This window comes from Pseudomonas sp. FW305-20, from assembly GCF_058788075.1.
Genome location: NZ_JBYTAJ010000016.1, coordinates 105,229 through 122,292, shown reverse-complemented (window position 1 = coordinate 122,292; position 17,064 = coordinate 105,229). Strand labels below are relative to the sequence as shown.

The following is a 17,064-nucleotide window of genomic DNA, read 5'->3' as shown; positions in this document are numbered from 1 at the left end:
GTTTTCAACAAGTGCTGTCGAGCGGTGTTTAATGTCCGGAAATGTTGTGAAGAAACGATGTTCGACAACCATTAGGCTTCTGGCGACAAGACGCACATCAACATGCCTAACTATTTTTGTAGGACAACTCTGAAACACTCTTCAGAAAATATCCTTTAGGCCGATGGCTAGGCTGCATGCCGCTTTCTTCCCTGTCCATCGGTGTATCCCATGTTCAACAAACGCTTGAAGCAGGAGCTGTCGGCTCTTCGCGAAGAACTCTCCAGCCTTCAACAAGTGAAGGAAAGCCTGGAAAGCGAGATGCTGGTCCTGACCCTCGATGCCGATGGGCGGATTCAATCGGTCAACCAGAACTTCATCGGCGAGATGCTCTACAAAAGCAGCGACCTGATAGGGCGACACATTGAAGACATCGTCCCGGCCCATGTGAAGTCGGACGAATTCCACAAGCGCTTCAAGGTCGCACTGACCCGTGGCGAGCACTTTGCCGGCACGGTGCGTTTGTTGCGCGGCAATGGCCAGGAAGCCTGGCTGCGCTCAATCGTGCAGCCGGTTCGGTCCGCGGACGGCCGGATCAAGCACTTCTCGATTTACTCCAGTGACCTGACCCGCACCATCGAGGCGTCTCGTGAGCATGAGAACCTGATCGGCGCGCTTGTGCGCTCCACGGCAGTGATCGAGTTTGACCTCAATGGCAACGTGCTGGCGGCCAACGAACGGTTCCTCAGCGGCATGGGTTACAGCCTGGCGCAAATCCAGGGCAAACATCACCACATGTTCTGCGAACCCGAGGATTACAACAGCACCGCGTACCAGGATTTCTGGCGCCGCTTGAACGCAGGGGAGTTCGTCGCTGCCCGTTTCAAGCGCATCGACAGCCACGGTCGCGTGGTCTGGCTGGAGGCTTCCTACAATCCGGTGGTCGATGCCAACAACAAACTCTACAAAGTGGTGAAATTCGCCACGGTGATTACCGATCAAGTCAATCAGGAGCAAGCCGTCGCCGACGCCGCCAACATTGCCTATAGCACCTCGCAGCAAACCGACAGCAGCGCGCAGCGCGGGAGTGCGGTGGTGACTCAGGCGGTCAACGTGATGCGTGACCTTGCTTCGCACATGCAAACCGCCGGGGAAGGCATCGAAGCGCTGAACGAGCAGTCGCTGGTGATCGGCACCATTGTCAAAACCATCAGCGGGATTGCCGAACAGACCAACCTGCTGGCGCTCAACGCGGCCATCGAAGCGGCTCGGGCCGGGGAACAGGGGCGTGGTTTCGCGGTGGTGGCGGATGAGGTCCGGCAATTGGCTTCGCGCACCAGCCAGGCAACCGATGAGATTGTCGGCGTAGTGCGGCAGAACCAGGACATGGCGCGCAACGCCGTGGCGCTGATGACCGAGGGCAAACTCCAGGCTGAACAGGGGCTGGCGCTGGCGGCAGAGGCGGGGACGGTGATTGTCGAAATTCAGGATGGTGCACAGAAAGTGGTGAACGCGGTCGGGCAGTTTGCCAATCAGCTAGCGACTTGATGCCTGCCATCGCGGCGTGAATCGCACCAGCAATACGATCTGTTTCTGGCTGAGGTGATTCCCGCACAGGCAGACGAGCGAGTGTTCAGTGACGGTCGCTGGCGCTTCGAAGGGCAAGATGCATTGCGCACCTTGCACCTTGCACCATGGGGCGGGCCGGCACTTCCTGAAAATCGGCGATCCAGCGGACGGCAAAACCTTGCCGCCGTAAGCCGCCTGCCTTTCACACCCAAACGTCATTTTGCGCAGTGCGCTCGCCACCTTCGCTCCCGGTGTTCAGCACACCCTTGGGCTCGATCAGCAGGAGTTTCACCTCCTGCTCGGCGAACGGTTTGTGCTCGACACCTTTTGACACCACATACATTTCGCCGGCGTTCACCAGCACGTGGCCATCGCGAAAGTCGATCCGCAATTGTCCTTCGAGGACGATGAAGGTTTCGTCGGTATCCTGGTGATCGTGCCAGATGAAATCCCCCAGCAGCTTCACCACCTTGAACTGGTAGTCGTTCATTTCGGCGATGACCCTGGGCGTCCAGTACGGCCCGATCCTGGAAATTTTCTCAGCGAAATTAAGGCTTTCGTAAGCGTTCATGCAGCAGCTCTCGTGGTTTGATCGTGCATCCACGATAGCCGGCGTATCGGTGAGCTTCTTGAACGATTGTGCGTGGCTCAGCGGCGGTGCATTTTCATCCAGCGTGCCGGCGACAAGCCGTAGGTTTTGCTGAATTGCCGGGTCATGTGGCTCTGATCGGTGAAGCCGGCGATCAGCGCGGCGCTGACCAGTGACTGGCCCTGGATCAACAGCGAGCGGACCAGGTCGAGGCGGCGCATGGTCAGGTATCGATAAGGGCTGGTGCCGAACAACAGGCGAAAATCCCGCGACAGGCTCCAGCGATCGCGACCACTGTGTTGCGCCAGTTCTTCCAGCGTCACGGTGCGATCCAGTGCGCTGTGGATGAATTCGCGCGCGCGTTCGGCGGCCACGTAGTCGAAGCTCTGGCGTGTGGCAGGCACGCCGGAAACGCTGTTCAAGGCTTGGGCCAGATCGAACAGCGCATCCTGCTCTTCCAGAGGATCGAGGGGACAATCGAGGCTTCGCAGCAGCACGGCGGTGGCGGCGAACAAACGTGGATCGGCCGACAGGCCGGTCTTGATAAACGGCAACGGCTGGCCGCCGAGCATCTGCTGGATCAGCGCCGGCTCGATGTACATCATTCGATATTGGAACCCGGTCTCGGTGCCGGCTTCGCCATCGTGAACTTCGTCCGGGTGCAGCACCATGGTCCCGCCCGGCAGACTGTGGCGCCAGCCGCCGCGGTACTGAAAACTCTGCACGCCGGCCAGGGTATGGCCGATGGCGTAGGTATCGTGACGGTGAAGGTCGTAGCCGTGTCCGGCAAAAAACGCCTCGAAACGCTGAAGCCCGCCAACGTCCGGCGCGCGGTGGAACCAATCGATGGGAGGCGTGTGCTTGGCCATGGTGGTGTTGCCTTGAACTCGATGCTGAACACGTTACCCCACTCACCAACCGCCTGTCTGCTGCCGATCGAATCACCCCGGCCGGTAGAAAATCCCCGACTAATGTTGCAAGGTGTTGCATGTTTTTAAGTCACGAAGGCGCCCCACATCATGGAAATATCCCACCTGAGCTACGCTGCCCCGTTGTTGTCATTGGCGCTGTTATGGGCGGTTGCGGTGGTGACGCCAGGGCCAATCGTTGAGGAGTTCTGAATGAGCAAACTGCGGGTAGGTATTATTTTTGGCGGCCGTTCGGCTGAACACGAAGTGTCGCTGCAATCGGCGAAAAACATCGTCGATGCGCTGGACCGTTCGCGCTTCGAGCCGGTGCTGATCGGCATCGACAAGCAAGGTCACTGGCACCTGAATGACCCTTCGAATTTCCTGCTCAACCAGGAAAACCCGGCGCTGATCGCCCTCAACCAATCCAACCGCGAACTGGCCGTCGTGCCGGGCAAGGCCAGTCAACAATTGGTGGAAACCTCCAGTCAGGAAATGCTGGGACACGTCGATGTGATCTTCCCGATCGTCCACGGCACCCTGGGCGAAGACGGTTGCCTGCAAGGCTTGCTGCGCATGGCCGATCTGCCGTTTGTCGGCTCCGATGTGCTTGGTTCGGCCGTCTGCATGGACAAGGACATCAGCAAGCGCCTGCTGCGTGACGCCGGGTTGGCGGTCACGCCGTTCGTCACCCTGACCCGCGCCACCGCAGCGCGCACCGGGTTCGCCGAGGTGCAAGGCAAACTCGGCTTGCCGCTGTTCGTCAAACCGGCGAACCAGGGATCTTCCGTGGGCGTCAGCAAGGTGAATGACGAAATCGAGTACGCGGCAGCAGTGGAGCTGGCCTTGGGTTTCGATGAGAAAGTACTGGTCGAATCCGCCGTCCGTGGTCGCGAAATTGAGTGCGCGGTACTCGGCAACGATGACGCCATCGCCAGTGGTTGCGGCGAAATCGTGGTGCGCAGCGGATTCTATTCCTACGACAGCAAATACATTGACGCTCAAGCGGCGGAAGTGGTGGTGCCGGCAAACATCAGCATCGAAGCCAGTGAACGCATCCGTGCCCTGGCCGTCGAGGCATTCCAGGTGTTGGGTTGTTCCGGGCTGGCGCGGGTCGACGTGTTCCTGACCGACAGCGGCGAAGTGCTGATCAACGAGATCAACTCGTTGCCCGGCTTCACCCGCATCAGCATGTACCCCAAGCTATGGCAGGCCGCCGGTATGACGTACAGCGAGTTGGTCAGCCGTTTGATCGACCTGGCGCTGGAGAAGCATCAGGCGCGACAGGCGCTGAAGATCTCTCGCTAGGCTGAATCAGGTTTATCAGGCGTAAAAAAGGGCCTACCTCCCGGTAAGCCCTTGCTCATTTACCACGTAAGACTCAATCCCCCAACGCCGCCCCCTCACGCCGCGGATCGGCCCCGCCCGCCAACGACGTTTTCCCTTGCGCATCCTTGACCCGGACAATCGCCTGGGTCCCGCTGGTCATGTCGATCTCGTTCACGCTGTGGCCTTTGTCTTTCAGCGTTTGAATCAGCGCCGGGCTGAACTGCCCCTGTTCCAGTTCGGTCGGGCCGTTGCGGCTGCCGAAGTTGGGCAGGCTGATGGCGGTTTGTGGGTCGAGGTTCCAGTCGAGCAGGCCGATGGTGGATTTGGCGACGTATTCGATGATCTGCGAGCCGCCGGGGGAGCCGATGGTGGCGAGGAATTCGCCGCTCTGACGGTCGAAAATCAGGGTCGGAGCCATGGACGAGCGGGGGCGTTTGCCGGGTTCGACGCGGTTGGCAACCTTCTGGCCATTCTCTTCGGGGATGAAGGAGAAGTCGGTCATCTGGTTGTTCAGCAGGAAACCCTGGACCATCAGGTGCGAGCCAAACGCGGACTCCACGGTGGTGGTCATGGACACGGCGCCGCCTTCGTCATCCACCGCCACCACTTGCGAGGTGGAGATGCGCAGCGGCGAGCGGTCCGGTGCGTAGGCGACCTGAATGCCCGGCGGGGTGCCGGGTTTGGCCGTGCCCATGCTGCGATCGCCGATCAGGGCCGCGCGGTCGGCCAGATACGCAGGGGCCACCAGACCTTTGACGGGGACGGGCACGAAGTCTGCGTCGGCCACGTACAGCGCGCGGTCGGCGTAAGCCAGGCGCTCGGCCTCGGAGATCAGGTGCACGGCTTCAGGCGCTGGTTCGATGCCCGCAGGTTTGTTGGTCTTGATCGGTTTGAGCGGCGCCAGGGCAAAACGCGGGTCACGGGTTTCCAGGGCCTGCAAGGTGCCGAGGATCTGCGCCACGGCAATTCCGCCCGACGACGGTGGCGGCATGCCGCAGACCTGCCAGCGTTTGTAGTCGGTGCACAGCGGCGCGCGCTCCTTGGCGCTGTAGCCGTTGAGGTCGTTCAGCGACAGGCTGCCCGGGTTGGCGTGGCCCTGAACCTTGGCGACGATCTCCTGTGCGACGGGGCCTTTGTACAACGCATCCGGTCCTTCCTTGGCAATGCGTTTGAACACAGCCGCCAGCGCCGGGTTTTTCAATTGCGTGCCTGCTGCTTTCGGGCTGCCATCGGCATTCAGGAAGTAGGCGGCCATGTCCGGCGAGCGTCGAATGGACGAATCCGAAGCGATCAACTGGTGTAGGCGTGGCGAGATGGCGAAACCTTGATCCGCGAGTCTGATCGCCGGTTCGAACAGCTGTGCCCAGGGCAGACGACCGTGTTTCTGATGGGCCAACTCAAGGGCCCGCATCACGCCCGGTGTCCCGACTGAACGACCGCCAATCTGCGCCTGGGTGAACGGCATCGGTTTGCCGTCGACTTGCAGGAATAGCTTCTCGGTGGCGCCGGCCGGAGCGGTTTCGCGACCGTCATAAGTGCGCACCGCCTTGCCATCCCAAAGCACGATAAATACACCACCGCCAATGCCTGAAGATTGTGGCTCGACCAGGGTCAGCACGGCTTGCATCGCAATCGCGGCATCGATTGCCGAACCACCCTGACGCAACATCTCCCGCCCAGCCTCGGCCGCCAGCGGATTGGCCGCGGCTGCCATGTGTTTCGAGGCGTATTGGGTCTGCAGGTCGGCGCGATAACCTGACGCGGCTTCGGGCGCGACAGGCAACGTTGAAGTGGTCGGGGCGCTACAGGCTGCGAGGGTTAAAGCTGCGGCGATCAGCGAAAAGGCTGACAGGCGATAGCGGCTCAAGTGAAAGGCTGAGAACACGTGGGGGCACTCCGTCCGTGGGAAAGATCAGGGGACTTTATCGGCCGAACGGAAGCGACGCAAACCACGCGCGCTGCCGCAGGTGCGGTCGATGCCACTTTGTGATCGAGTGCGGGACGTATCAAACTGAATCTGATTGAGCAGTTCTATCCCGCCGACAGTGACTGGCAGGCGATGGTCTGGCTGCGGACCTGGCAGATCTGGGGGCGGGCGTTGCCAGCATTGTCGGCAATGCGTTCCTGACGGGATTGGCGCGGACGTGGCCTCTCTTTGCCCGAACTCGTGCGGTTCAAATTCTCTTGCAACCGCAGCAGGCTTTCTTCGCCTACGCGGATGAAGCCGCTGCGGGGCTGATCCAGGTCGAGGATGAGGGTGAAGACCATGGCAATCAGCACCGCGAAGATGGCCGTCGAGCCGTGCCGTCGACGGTGGCCCAGGCCATAGCTGTAAGCGATCAAACCCAACGCGCCGATGGCCACCACGAACAGCAGATTGATGACGGTTGCCGGGACATGATTGTCCTGCTCGGCGCGACGCTTTTCATTGACACTGTAGACGTCGGTCAACGACTGGATCATCAGGTTCATGGCGGCTGTCGCTTCGCCCTGGGCCTCGGCGGCGGTGGCCAGATTCCATAACTGGTCCTCGATCGTCCGCGACGATGCGCTGGCCGCCTTCAGCAGTTTCTCGTCCGTGCCGGCGCGCAGGTACTCAATCCGCGCCGAGACATACTCCTTGAGCAGCGCTGTCACCTTCCCGCGCAGTTCAGGTGGCAGCAACTTCGCTCGCAGATAGGTCGAGCCGATTACCGTGACTTCATCTTGAATCAGTGTCTTGCGCGCTTCGAAACGTGAAGTGGCCATGGCGAAGTTGAAACCCAGCAACAACGCGAGCAAAACGAGGAGGGCGGTTTGCAAAACGGTGAGGTGGGATCGGGCCGAATCACTGCTGTGGGTTCGGTGATGACGGCCGAGACGAAAAGCGAGTTCCAGCACCACGCAGAAAATGGCGACCGCGATGAAAAACACAATGATCTCGTCCAGGCCCCAGTACATAGGGTGGTCTCTCTGCGTTTAGCTTTGGCGTTAACTGTAGGAGAGAACCGCGAAGTGTGGGGACTAACCGCCCTGTGGACAGGGAGCACTTTTCTCGAGGCATAAAAAAACGGCCTACCTTTCGGTAAGCCGTTTTTAGTACTTGGTGGCTACACAGGGACTTGAACCCCGGACCCCAGCATTATGAATGCTATGCTCTAACCAACTGAGCTATGTAGCCAAGTGGCGCGCATTATTGGCTCGTAACGGAGATGTGTCAAGCGTAAATCTAAAATATTTCTCTACGCTTTCAACCGCTTATCCGCCTGACCCGAAAAAACGGGCCAGGGGAGGGCGTCAACTGAGCTGAAATCTCCCGGTATTGGCACTCAAGGCCTTGCTGCCCTGGCTCAAGGTGTCCGCTGCCAGGTTCACCGCCCGTGCGCCTTCGAGCAAGCGTACTGCCGCCTGATCGACTTGCTGGATATTGCCGCTGACCTCGTCGGCGGTGGTCGCTTGCTCGTCGACCGCTGTGGCGATCTGCGCCAGGGTATCGGTGACGCTCTGCACGGCACTGGCGATTTCCCCCAGGCGTTCGCCGAGGCCAGTGACGGCCTGGGCGTCGGACTGAGCCTGGCCGCAAGCGGCTTCCATCAGGCTCACCGCTTCGTTTACGGTGTTGCGCAGGCTGTCGACAGTCCCGGCAATCTGCGCGGTGGAGGACTGGGTGCGTTGCGACAGGCTGCGCACTTCATCGGCCACCACCGCAAAGCCACGACCTTGCTCACCGGCGCGAGCGGCCTCGATGGCGGCATTAAGTGCCAACAAGTTCGTCTGCTCGGCAACCCCGCGGATGGTGTCCACCACCAACTGAATCTGCTGTCCTTGCTCACTGACCCGGCCCAATGCTGCCGCGGTATCGTTCAAACGCTGATTGAGTTGCTGAATACTCGCCGTCGTGCGCAGGCTGTCACGGCTGCTGTCGGCGGCAATGCGCTGGGTATGCTGAGCGCTGCCGGAGGCCTGTTCGCAACTCTGGGCGACGCCTTGAGAGGTCGCCGCCAATTGCGTGGCTGCCGCGGCGATCTGGCTGATCTGCAACTGCTGGGCTTCGACTTCCCCCAAGGCGCCGCTGGAGTGATGGTTAAGGGTGCGCACCGCGTTGCTCAGCTGCAAGGTTTCATGATCAACCCCCAGCAGGCTGTTGCGCAGTTGCACCACCGCGACGTTGAGGGCGGTGCTGATGGCGGCCAGCTCGTCGCGGCCTTCTACCGGTACTTGCAGGCTCAGATTGCCGTCGCGCAAGGCTTCGGCCAGCAGGGTAATGCCGCTGGCGCTACGACGGATCGAGGCCTGCAAGCAGATGAACAGGTACAGTGCGGCCAGCAGCAGGCAGCCAAAAATGCTCGCGACCAGGATGAACTGGCGGATGGCAGAGCCGTGGTAATAGTCCAGACGTTGATCCAGCGACACCAACGATTGCTGACGCAGCGAAGCGAGGTCGGCGAGCAGGGTGTCGAGGCTGCGTTCGAACTCGTCCGGCTTGAGCTTGATGCTGCCGCCGAACACACCGTCATCGAGGACTTTCAACTCGGCATCCAGGTGCTTGAGGCTGTCATGGTATTGCCCGGCCCAGGCCTGCAATGCGCTGGGTAGTCGCGCTTCGAGCAGGCTGGCGGTTTTGACCAGTTGCTCCCGGGCGTCACCGATGCGGCTGCGCAAGTCCCGCAGTTGCAGACGACTTTGCAGGGTGAACTGCCCGGACACTACAGAGGCCTGACCAACGCTGGCGAGACGGCCGACGCGTTCGATCAGGTCCGGCGCGTGCTGCGTGGAGATCTGCGTCAGCAGATAGGTTTCCAGCCACGGCGCCAGCGTCAGGCGATTGTCCATGGCAATCTGTTCGCGCAAGGCTTGCAGAGCGCTCAAGGCATTGGTGAAACGATCGTAACCGTCCGGCCACCAACCGACGCTGCTCAGGCTTTTCGAGTCCAGGCCGTTGAGGGCGCTTTGCAGCGCTTGAAAACGGGCCAGGGTTTCGCCCTCGGCGCCTTCGGTTTGCAGTGCGTTGCCGAGGTCCATGGTGGCTTGGGCGACGGCGGGCTGAACCGTATCGAAAGCCGCCATCGCCGCGATCGTCGCGGGTGTCGGCTGACGATTGGTTTCCGTGGCGCGCCAGCGAGCCGCGCGATCACGCTGAGCGGCGAGCAGATTATCCAGAGCGTCCAGGGCGAGCAGTTGCCGAACCCCGGCACGTTCGCCGGAGATCAGGTTCAGTTTGTCGCGATAGTCTTGACCGATCATCCACAGACTGCCCGTCAACGGCAGGATAAACAGCAGAAACAACAGCTGAAATTTGCGTGCGAAGCCAAAACGCCCCAGCAACCCGATCCCCGGTGATAAAAAAGCCTGCATGCCCCATGACTCCTCTGGACACCACGCACCATTGGCGTGCGTCGCAACCGTTGCGGTCGCGACCGGTGCCCTTCTAAAAGGCCTCGAAAGTTCACCCTCGCCAGCTCTGTAGGCCGGCTCTGTAGCGAAACTTCCCATTCTCGGTCCCCTTTGTAAGGGGCCGCGTTGAAGCGGATTACCAAGGCAAGATTCAGACCATGGCGTTGCGCTATCACCTTTTCAACGATGAAAACGAGGTCGTTAGCAGGCTAAGGGGATGGCGCGGTTGCACCGAAAAATGGCACATTGGCGCACCTGCCCGTGTGCACCCATCTGTTGTATGGAAACTCTTATGGCTATCAGCAATGTCCAGACCGGCGCGCAGCCGGCATCCGCGACTTCACAAAGCAGCCCTTTGGTCATGCGCATCATCGGCGCCGTGGCGCTGGCGCATTTGATCAACGACTTGATCCAGTCGGTGCTGCCGTCGATCTATCCGATGCTCAAGGCCAGCTACGGCCTGACCTTCACCCAGGTTGGCCTGATCACCTTGACGTTCCAGCTGACGGCTTCGCTGTTGCAGCCGTGGGTCGGTTACTACACTGATCGGCACCCCAAACCCTGGCTGTTACCGGCCGGGACGATCTGCACATTGATCGGCATTTTGATGATGTCGGTGGTCGGCACCTTTCCGATGATTTTGCTGGCGGCAGGGTTGATCGGTATCGGCTCCTCGACCTTTCACCCGGAAGCTTCTCGCGTGGCGCGGCTGGCTTCGGGCGGGCGGTTTGGTTTGGCGCAGTCGACGTTTCAGGTCGGCGGCAATGCTGGCTCAGCCTTCGGTCCTTTGCTGGCTGCGGCGATCATCATTCCGTTCGGTCAGGGCCATGTCGCCTGGTTCGGGCTGTTCGCGGTGTTTGCGCTGTTCGTGCTTTATCGGATCAGCCGCTGGTACGCCAATCACTTGAGCCTGTTCAAACTCAAACAAGGCCAGGCGGCGACGCATGGTTTGTCGAAAAACCGTGTGATCAGTGCGCTGGTGGTACTCGGGCTGCTGGTGTTTTCCAAGTATTTCTACATGTCCAGCCTCACCAGTTACTTCACCTTCTACCTCATCGAGAAATTCGACCTGTCGGTAGCGAGTTCACAGTTGCACTTGTTCCTGTTTCTCGGCGCGGTAGCGGCGGGGACTTTCTTCGGTGGGCCGATCGGCGACAAGATCGGGCGCAAGGCCGTGATCTGGTTCTCGATCCTCGGCGTAGCGCCGTTCACCCTGATCCTGCCGCATGTCGACCTGTTCTGGACCAGCATCCTCAGCGTCGTGATCGGCTTCATCCTGGCCTCGGCTTTCTCGGCGATCGTGGTGTATGCCCAGGAACTGGTGCCGGGCAATGTCGGGATGATTGCCGGGGTGTTCTTCGGATTGATGTTCGGTTTTGGCGGGATTGGCGCGGCGTTGCTTGGGCATCTGGCGGACATTCACGGCATTGAGTACGTGTATTTCTTGTGTTCGTTCTTGCCGCTGCTTGGGGTGTTGGCGATCTTTCTGCCGCGGAGCAAAAAAGTCTGACGCGGACCGATCCGGATTTGCGATAACCCAAATCCTGATGGACACTTCGCGCCTTTCTGGATTCGTTAAGGATGCGAACAGTGGAGTTTGACAGGAATCAATTTACCGCCAATCACGGCATTGTCCTCAGCGCTCATCCGTTTCAGTGTCAGGCCTATCACGCTGGCGATGTCATCGTCAGTCTGGACGCTCAAGTCAGTGGCGGCATCGGGCCGCAGCGTTCCGTGTCCTCCATGATCATCAAGTCACAAGGGGCATAGGCCCATGAGTCTCTACATTCAATATGCGTTGGCAGGCGTGGGGATGCTGCTGCTATACAGTTGCGTAAGGAGCTACGTACTCAGGAAATGGCTGGGTATTGCTCTGGTCGGTTTGGGCTTTTGCGTGATGTTTGTGCTGCCGCTCTATATTGGCAGCATTGATGTCGGGATCTTTGCAATCGCGGTAGTGGGGGCGGGGGCTTCGATGTTCTTCAATCGGCGCAAGTATCGGGTGTGAGGTAACGAGCCGCCGTAGCATGTGTTGTGCTGGTTTAATCCATGAAAAAAAGGCACAAAAAAGCCGCGTCTAAACGCGGCTTTTTCTTGGGTAGTGCTTTGTTCTGAATAAAGTTAGACGTTAAAACGGAAGTGCATCACGTCGCCGTCTTTAACGATGTAGTCCTTGCCTTCCAGGCGCCATTTACCGGCTTCTTTGGTGCCGGCTTCGCCCTTGTACTGGATGAAGTCGTCGTAGGCGATGACTTCGGCGCGGATGAAGCCTTTCTCGAAGTCGGTGTGGATCACACCAGCGGCTTGTGGCGCAGTAGCACCCACGCGGACGGTCCAGGCGCGGACTTCTTCGACGCCGGCGGTGAAGTAGGTCTGCAGGTGCAGCATTTCGTAGCCAGCGCGGATGACGCGGTTCAGGCCAGGCTCTTCGAGGCCCAGGGCTTCGAGGAACATGTCTTTCTCTTCGCCGTCTTCCAGTTCGGCGATTTCGGCTTCGATCTTGTTGCAGACCGGAACCACCATGGCGCCTTCTTCTTCGGCGATGGCTTTGACGATGTCCAGCAGCGGATTGTTCTCGAAACCGTCTTCAGCGACGTTGGCGATGTACATGACCGGCTTGGTGGTCAGCAGGTGGAAACCACGAATCACCGCTTTGTCGTCGGCGCCCATGTTCTTCATCAGCGTACGAGCAGGCTTGCCGAGGGTGAAGTGAGCGATCAATTGCTCCAGCAGGCCTTTCTGGACCACGGCGTCCTTGTCACCACCCTTGGCGTTGCGGGCGACTTTCTGCAGTTGCTTTTCGCAGCTGTCGAGGTCGGCGAAGATCAGTTCCAGATCGATGATTTCGATGTCGCGTTTCGGGTCGACGCTGTTGGAGACGTGAATCACGTTCTCGTCTTCGAAGCAGCGGACTACGTGGGCGATGGCATCGGTTTCACGGATGTTGGCCAGGAACTTGTTGCCCAGGCCTTCACCTTTCGAGGCGCCGGCAACCAGGCCAGCGATGTCGACGAATTCCATGGTGGTCGGCAGGATGCGCTTTGGATTGACGATGGCCGCCAAGGCTTCCAGACGTGGATCCGGCATCGGCACGATACCGGTGTTCGGCTCGATGGTGCAGAAGGGGAAGTTCTCGGCCGCGATCCCGGATTTGGTCAGGGCGTTGAATAGGGTGGACTTGCCGACGTTAGGCAGGCCGACGATGCCGCAATTGAATCCCATGGTGTTTTCCCCGAGGAGTGAGTCAGGCCTTCTGGCTGTGCAGGTTTTTCATCGCGCGGTTCCATTCCCCGGCGAGGATATCCGGCAGCACGCCGAGGGCAAAGTCGATGCTGGCATCGAGTTTTTCCTGTTCGGCGCGTGGCGCACGACCCAGGACGAAATTTGAAACCATACTGGCAACGCCCGGGTGGCCAATGCCAAGCCGCAAGCGGTGAAAGGTATTCTGATTGCCCAGTTGCGCGATGATGTCGCGCAACCCGTTGTGCCCGCCATGGCCGCCGCCCTGTTTGAGCTTGGCAACGCCGGGTGGCAGGTCGAGTTCGTCATGCGCCACCAGGATTTCTTCAGGCGTAATGCGGAAGAATCCGGCAAGTGCCGCGACGGCCTGGCCGCTGCGGTTCATGTAGGTGGTGGGAATCAGCAGACGAACATCCTGACCTTGATGCGAATAGCGTCCGGTCAGGCCGAAATATTTGCGATCCGCCACAAGGTTTACGCCTTGTGCGTTCGCGATGCGCTCAACAAAAAGGGCCCCTGCGTTATGCCGGGTCTGTTCGTATTCAGCGCCTGGATTTCCCAGGCCAACGATCAGTTTGATGGCAGTCACGATAGGGGCCCTTCTTTGGAGTGGTGGATAACATCGCCGCGACCGTTGTGTGCGGCGAAAGTGGACGACAAGTGCTCATTTACCATTATGTAAACTCCGCGATCTCGCCCGCTTTCTCGCTACGCTTTAGTCCGCGATGTTTCCGGTCACTCCGGCGAACAGAGTGAAATTACTCTGCTGCGCCTTCTTCAGTAGCTTCTGGAGCAACACGTGGAGCGTGAACGTTGGCAACAGCCTTGTCATCGCCGTGTGCCAGAGCAACAAACTCAACGCCTTTAGGGGCTTTGAGGTCAGACAGGTGAATGATCGAACCGATTTCGGCGTTAGCCAGGTCGACTTCGATGAATTCAGGCAGGTCTTTTGGCAGGCAGGTCACTTCGATTTCAGCAACAACGTGCGAAACTTCGCCGCCTTTCTTGATCGGAGCTTCTTCGCCAACGAAGTGTACAGGCACGATAGCGGTCAGTTTCTGGCCAGCTACAACGCGTACGAAGTCAGCGTGCAGCACGTGGCCTTTGGCCGGGTGACGCTGCAGGGCTTTGATGATTACGTTTTGCTTGGTGCCGCCAACGTTCAGCTCGATGATGTGGCTGTAAGCCGCTTCGTTTTCGAGCAGTTTGGCAACTTCTTTAGCCAGCATGCTGATGGATTCAGGGGCTTTTTCGCCACCGTAAACTACAGCTGGTACCAGGCTTGCGAGACGACGCAGGCGGCGGCTCGCACCTTTCCCCAGGTCGGAACGCACTTCAGCATTCAGAGTAAATTCGTTCATGTTGTATCTCCAAAATAACCACATTCGCCCCAGCGTTTGCGACCAGCGCTAAAGGCGATATGGGCAAAAAAGCCCCGCCCCGACAGGAATGCCGGGGCGGGGCGCTTTTCGTCAACGAGATGGTCGAGAAGGGCAGGGCCCTTAACGGAACATCGCGCTGATCGATTCTTCGTTGCTGATGCGGCGAACCGCTTCGGCAACTACCGGCGCGATATCCAGTTGACGGATACGCGAGCAGGCTTGAGCAGCGGCGGACAACGGGATGGTGTTAGTCACCACCAGTTCGTCCAGCATTGAATTTTCGATGTTTTCGATCGCCCGACCGGACAGCACAGGGTGTGTGCAGTAGGCGAAAACCTTGGCAGCGCCATGCTCTTTCAGGGCCTTGGCCGCGTGGCACAGAGTGCCGGCGGTATCGACCATGTCATCGACCAGAATACAGGTGCGCCCTTCGACATCACCGATGATATGCATCACTTCAGAGTGATTGGCTTTCTCACGGCGTTTGTCGATGATCCCGAGATCCACGCCCAGGGATTTGGCAACAGCACGTGCACGCACGACGCCGCCAATGTCTGGGGATACGATCATCAGGTTTTCGAAGCGCTGATCTTCAATGTCATCCACCAGTACCGGGGAGCCGTAGATGTTATCTACCGGAATATCGAAGAAACCCTGGATTTGGTCAGCATGCAGATCAACCGTGAGAACACGGTCGATGCCGACTACGGTAAGCATGTCAGCAACGACTTTCGCGCTGATAGCCACACGTGCGGAACGCGGACGGCGATCCTGACGGGCATAACCAAAGTAAGGAATAACAGCAGTGATACGAGTAGCCGAGGAGCGGCGGAAGGCATCAGCCATCACTACCAGTTCCATCAGGTTATCGTTAGTCGGAGCGCAAGTCGGCTGAATAATGAAGACATCTTTACCGCGGACGTTTTCATTGATCTCGGCAGTAATTTCGCCGTCGGAGAACTTACCGACAGAGATGTCACCGAGAGGGATATGCAGCTGACGTACAACACGCCGAGCCAGATCGGGGTTAGCGTTCCCCGTAAAGACCATCATCTTGGACACGCGCAGTACCTAGAGGCTGAGGGTAACCTGGATGAGTATGGAAAATGGCAGGGGCGGCTGGATTCGAACCAACGCATGGCAGGATCAAAACCTGCTGCCTTACCGCTTGGCGACGCCCCTGTATCTGTTGCAACGAGTACCCAGTACTCGATTCCTTTTAGAGCAGACTTTGCAGCTTGCGATGCAACATCGAAACGTTGCTTCCCTTTGCTACAAACCCTGTAAGGGTCTCTGTAAGAAGGGCCGAGACTTTATCAGCTTCAGCTTTGTTTGGGAAGCCCCCAAACACACAACTTCCAGTTCCGGTGAGTTTTGCTTCGGTAAATTTACCTAACAAATTCAATGCGTTACGTACATCTGGGTAACGCCTTGCTACCACCGGTAAGCAGTCATTTCGACTGTTTCCCTTGGGAACGGGGCGCACTTTAATGGGAGAAGAGTTACGTGTCAACAACGGATCTGAAAAAATTTCTGCTGTACTTACAGAGACTTGCGGCACAAGCACGAGATACCACGGTTCTTCGGGGTCTACAGGGGTCAGTTTCTCCCCCACGCCTTCGGCAAAAGCCGCGTGCCCACGCACGAAAACCGGGACGTCCGCGCCCAGCGTCAGGCCTAGAGCGGCCAGTCGATCCTCATTCCAACCCAGTTGCCAGAGATGATTGAGACCGAGCAAAGTCGTCGCGGCATTTGAACTGCCGCCACCAATTCCACCGCCCATAGGAAGAATTTTTTCGATCCAGATGTCGATGCCGAGCGAACAACCGGATTGCTCCTGAAGTTTTTTTGCCGCTCGAACAATCAGATTGCTGTCGTGAGGGACGCCTTCGAATTCGGTGTGCAGTCGAATCACACCGTCATCACGAACGGCGAAGGTGATCTCATCGCCGTAATCGAGAAACTGAAAAATAGTCTGCAACTCGTGATAACCGTCTTCACGGCGACCGAGGATGTGCAGCATCAGATTGAGTTTGGCCGGGGAGGGCAGCGTCAAGCGCGCAGCAGTCATCTTCATTGCCCCAATTTGCGAGGTTGCCATTCCTTGATCACCAGCGTGACATCAAGGTCGGTGCCATGCAGTTTGATCCGCTCGGGCAGCCAAAAGCCGTTTTGCTCGGCATAACTGAGGTATTCGACTTGCCAGCCATCCTGCTCAAGGTTGGACAGGCGGCTGTCAGTGTCCAGCGTCAGACGGCTTTTGCTGTCCGGAGCCGGGAGCCCGCGAACCCACCAGGCCAGATTCGACACCGGTAACTTCCAGCCGAGTTGTTCTTCGACCAACACTTCGGGCGTAGGCGCTTCATAGCGGCCCTGGTTGGCGACTTCCAGCGAGACCTTGCCGGGGCGGCCGGTCAGGCGTGCTGCGCCGCGACCCAGGGGGCCGGAGAGGCGAATGTCGTAGTAATCCTGTCGCTGCAGCCAGAACAACGTGCCGCTGCCCGAGTCTTTCGGGGCGCGAATGCCGATCTTGCCGTTGATCTGCCAGCCGTCGAGGCTGGTCAGTTGCTGTTTGTACACGCGCCATTGGGCCGTGTTGCCTTTGCCCTGGACTGATTCGCGGGCACCGAAGCCCGCGCAACCGGCGAGCAGGGCGATGAAACTGAAAACGATGAGGTGGCGCAAAAACATAATG

The 17,064-nt window shown here is 58.9% G+C and carries 15 protein-coding genes, 2 tRNA genes and 5 pseudogenes; 9 read left to right on the top strand and 13 right to left on the bottom strand.

Features of this window, described 5'->3' with window-relative positions; genetic code table 11:
• Positions 1-210: 210 nt before the first annotated feature.
• The 3 genes and pseudogenes from AC3WP4_RS16070 to AC3WP4_RS16060 form a co-directional block, all read left to right on the top strand.
• Positions 211-939 (top strand): annotated as a pseudogene (locus tag AC3WP4_RS16070) (PAS domain-containing protein); the annotation flags it as partial.
• Positions 919-1,527, top strand: a complete 609-nt coding sequence (locus AC3WP4_RS16065) for a methyl-accepting chemotaxis protein (RefSeq protein ID WP_371916900.1) — start codon at positions 919-921, stop codon at positions 1,525-1,527. The pseudogene AC3WP4_RS16070 and the gene AC3WP4_RS16065, both read left to right, overlap by 21 nt.
• Positions 1,528-1,548: 21 nt before the next feature.
• Positions 1,549-1,738: pseudogene (locus AC3WP4_RS16060) on the top strand (flavin reductase); the annotation flags it as partial.
• Positions 1,739-1,750: 12 nt separating this feature from the next.
• Here AC3WP4_RS16060 and AC3WP4_RS16055 read toward each other — a convergent pair.
• Positions 1,751-2,119, bottom strand: a complete 369-nt coding sequence (locus AC3WP4_RS16055) for a cupin domain-containing protein (RefSeq protein WP_074880288.1) — start codon at positions 2,117-2,119, stop codon at positions 1,751-1,753.
• 77 nt (positions 2,120-2,196) lie between these two features.
• On the bottom strand, positions 2,197-3,006 hold the full coding sequence (locus tag AC3WP4_RS16050) for an AraC family transcriptional regulator (RefSeq protein ID WP_074880285.1): 810 nt from the start codon (positions 3,004-3,006) through the stop codon (positions 2,197-2,199).
• Positions 3,007-3,156: 150 nt separating this feature from the next.
• Between AC3WP4_RS16050 and AC3WP4_RS16045 the strand changes: the two are divergent.
• Together AC3WP4_RS16045 and ddlA are read left to right on the top strand one after the other, a co-directional pair.
• Positions 3,157-3,240: pseudogene (locus tag AC3WP4_RS16045) on the top strand (lysine transporter LysE); the annotation flags it as partial.
• An 18-nt stretch (positions 3,241-3,258) separates the two neighbouring features.
• A complete protein-coding gene (gene ddlA / locus AC3WP4_RS16040) occupies positions 3,259-4,353 on the top strand; it encodes a D-alanine--D-alanine ligase (protein WP_074880282.1) in 1,095 nt (364 codons plus the stop codon).
• A gap of 73 nt (positions 4,354-4,426) precedes the next feature.
• On the opposite strand, the gene ggt is transcribed toward ddlA, so the two are convergent.
• A complete protein-coding gene (gene ggt, locus AC3WP4_RS16035) occupies positions 4,427-6,259 on the bottom strand; it encodes a gamma-glutamyltransferase (protein WP_102615259.1) in 1,833 nt (610 codons plus the stop codon).
• A 120-nt stretch (positions 6,260-6,379) separates the two neighbouring features.
• Between ggt and AC3WP4_RS16030 the strand changes: the two are divergent.
• A pseudogene (locus AC3WP4_RS16030) lies at positions 6,380-6,502 on the top strand (DUF2817 domain-containing protein); the annotation flags it as partial.
• Positions 6,503-6,585: 83 nt separating this feature from the next.
• Here the strand turns inward: AC3WP4_RS16030 and AC3WP4_RS16025 are convergent.
• The 3 genes and pseudogenes from AC3WP4_RS16025 to AC3WP4_RS16015 form a co-directional block, all read right to left on the bottom strand.
• Positions 6,586-7,314: pseudogene (locus tag AC3WP4_RS16025) on the bottom strand (bestrophin-like domain); the annotation flags it as partial.
• Positions 7,315-7,457: 143 nt separating this feature from the next.
• Positions 7,458-7,534, bottom strand: a tRNA-Met gene (locus tag AC3WP4_RS16020).
• A gap of 116 nt (positions 7,535-7,650) precedes the next feature.
• Positions 7,651-9,708 (bottom strand): methyl-accepting chemotaxis protein, encoded by a 2,058-nt coding sequence (locus AC3WP4_RS16015; RefSeq protein ID WP_074880273.1) that lies wholly within the window; start codon positions 9,706-9,708, stop codon positions 7,651-7,653.
• Between the two features lie 331 nt (positions 9,709-10,039).
• On the opposite strand from AC3WP4_RS16015, the gene AC3WP4_RS16010 reads away from it, so the two are divergent.
• The 3 genes from AC3WP4_RS16010 to AC3WP4_RS16000 all read left to right on the top strand — a co-directional run bounded on the left by AC3WP4_RS16010 (position 10,040) and on the right by AC3WP4_RS16000 (position 11,755).
• Positions 10,040-11,257 (top strand): MFS transporter, encoded by a 1,218-nt coding sequence (locus AC3WP4_RS16010; protein WP_102615260.1) that lies wholly within the window; start codon positions 10,040-10,042, stop codon positions 11,255-11,257.
• Between the two features lie 80 nt (positions 11,258-11,337).
• A complete protein-coding gene (locus tag AC3WP4_RS16005; protein ID WP_074880266.1) occupies positions 11,338-11,517 on the top strand; it encodes a hypothetical protein in 180 nt (59 codons plus the stop codon).
• A 4-nt stretch (positions 11,518-11,521) separates the two neighbouring features.
• Positions 11,522-11,755, top strand: a complete 234-nt coding sequence (locus AC3WP4_RS16000; RefSeq protein WP_102615261.1) for a hypothetical protein — start codon at positions 11,522-11,524, stop codon at positions 11,753-11,755.
• Between the two features lie 113 nt (positions 11,756-11,868).
• Here the strand turns inward: AC3WP4_RS16000 and ychF are convergent, their stop codons facing one another.
• The 7 genes from ychF to lolB form a co-directional block, all read right to left on the bottom strand.
• Positions 11,869-12,969 carry a redox-regulated ATPase YchF gene (gene ychF / locus AC3WP4_RS15995; RefSeq protein WP_008011955.1) on the bottom strand — a complete coding sequence of 367 codons (1,101 nt, stop codon included), beginning with the start codon at positions 12,967-12,969 and terminating at the stop codon, positions 11,869-11,871.
• 22 nt (positions 12,970-12,991) lie between these two features.
• Complete coding sequence (gene pth / locus AC3WP4_RS15990) at positions 12,992-13,576, bottom strand: aminoacyl-tRNA hydrolase (RefSeq protein ID WP_008153430.1); 585 nt, start codon at positions 13,574-13,576, stop codon at positions 12,992-12,994.
• A 169-nt stretch (positions 13,577-13,745) separates the two neighbouring features.
• Positions 13,746-14,348 (bottom strand): 50S ribosomal protein L25/general stress protein Ctc, encoded by a 603-nt coding sequence (locus AC3WP4_RS15985; protein WP_076029795.1) that lies wholly within the window; start codon positions 14,346-14,348, stop codon positions 13,746-13,748.
• Between the two features lie 141 nt (positions 14,349-14,489).
• A complete protein-coding gene (locus AC3WP4_RS15980) occupies positions 14,490-15,431 on the bottom strand; it encodes a ribose-phosphate pyrophosphokinase (RefSeq protein ID WP_003208392.1) in 942 nt (313 codons plus the stop codon).
• Between the two features lie 45 nt (positions 15,432-15,476).
• Positions 15,477-15,551: transfer RNA gene (locus tag AC3WP4_RS15975), tRNA-Gln, on the bottom strand.
• Positions 15,552-15,588: 37 nt separating this feature from the next.
• Complete coding sequence (gene ispE, locus AC3WP4_RS15970) at positions 15,589-16,440, bottom strand: 4-(cytidine 5'-diphospho)-2-C-methyl-D-erythritol kinase (RefSeq protein ID WP_074880862.1); 852 nt, start codon at positions 16,438-16,440, stop codon at positions 15,589-15,591.
• Positions 16,441-16,442: 2 nt separating this feature from the next.
• Positions 16,443-17,060, bottom strand: a complete 618-nt coding sequence (lolB, locus tag AC3WP4_RS15965; protein ID WP_102615262.1) for a lipoprotein insertase outer membrane protein LolB — start codon at positions 17,058-17,060, stop codon at positions 16,443-16,445.
• Between the last annotated feature and the right edge of the window lie 4 nt (positions 17,061-17,064).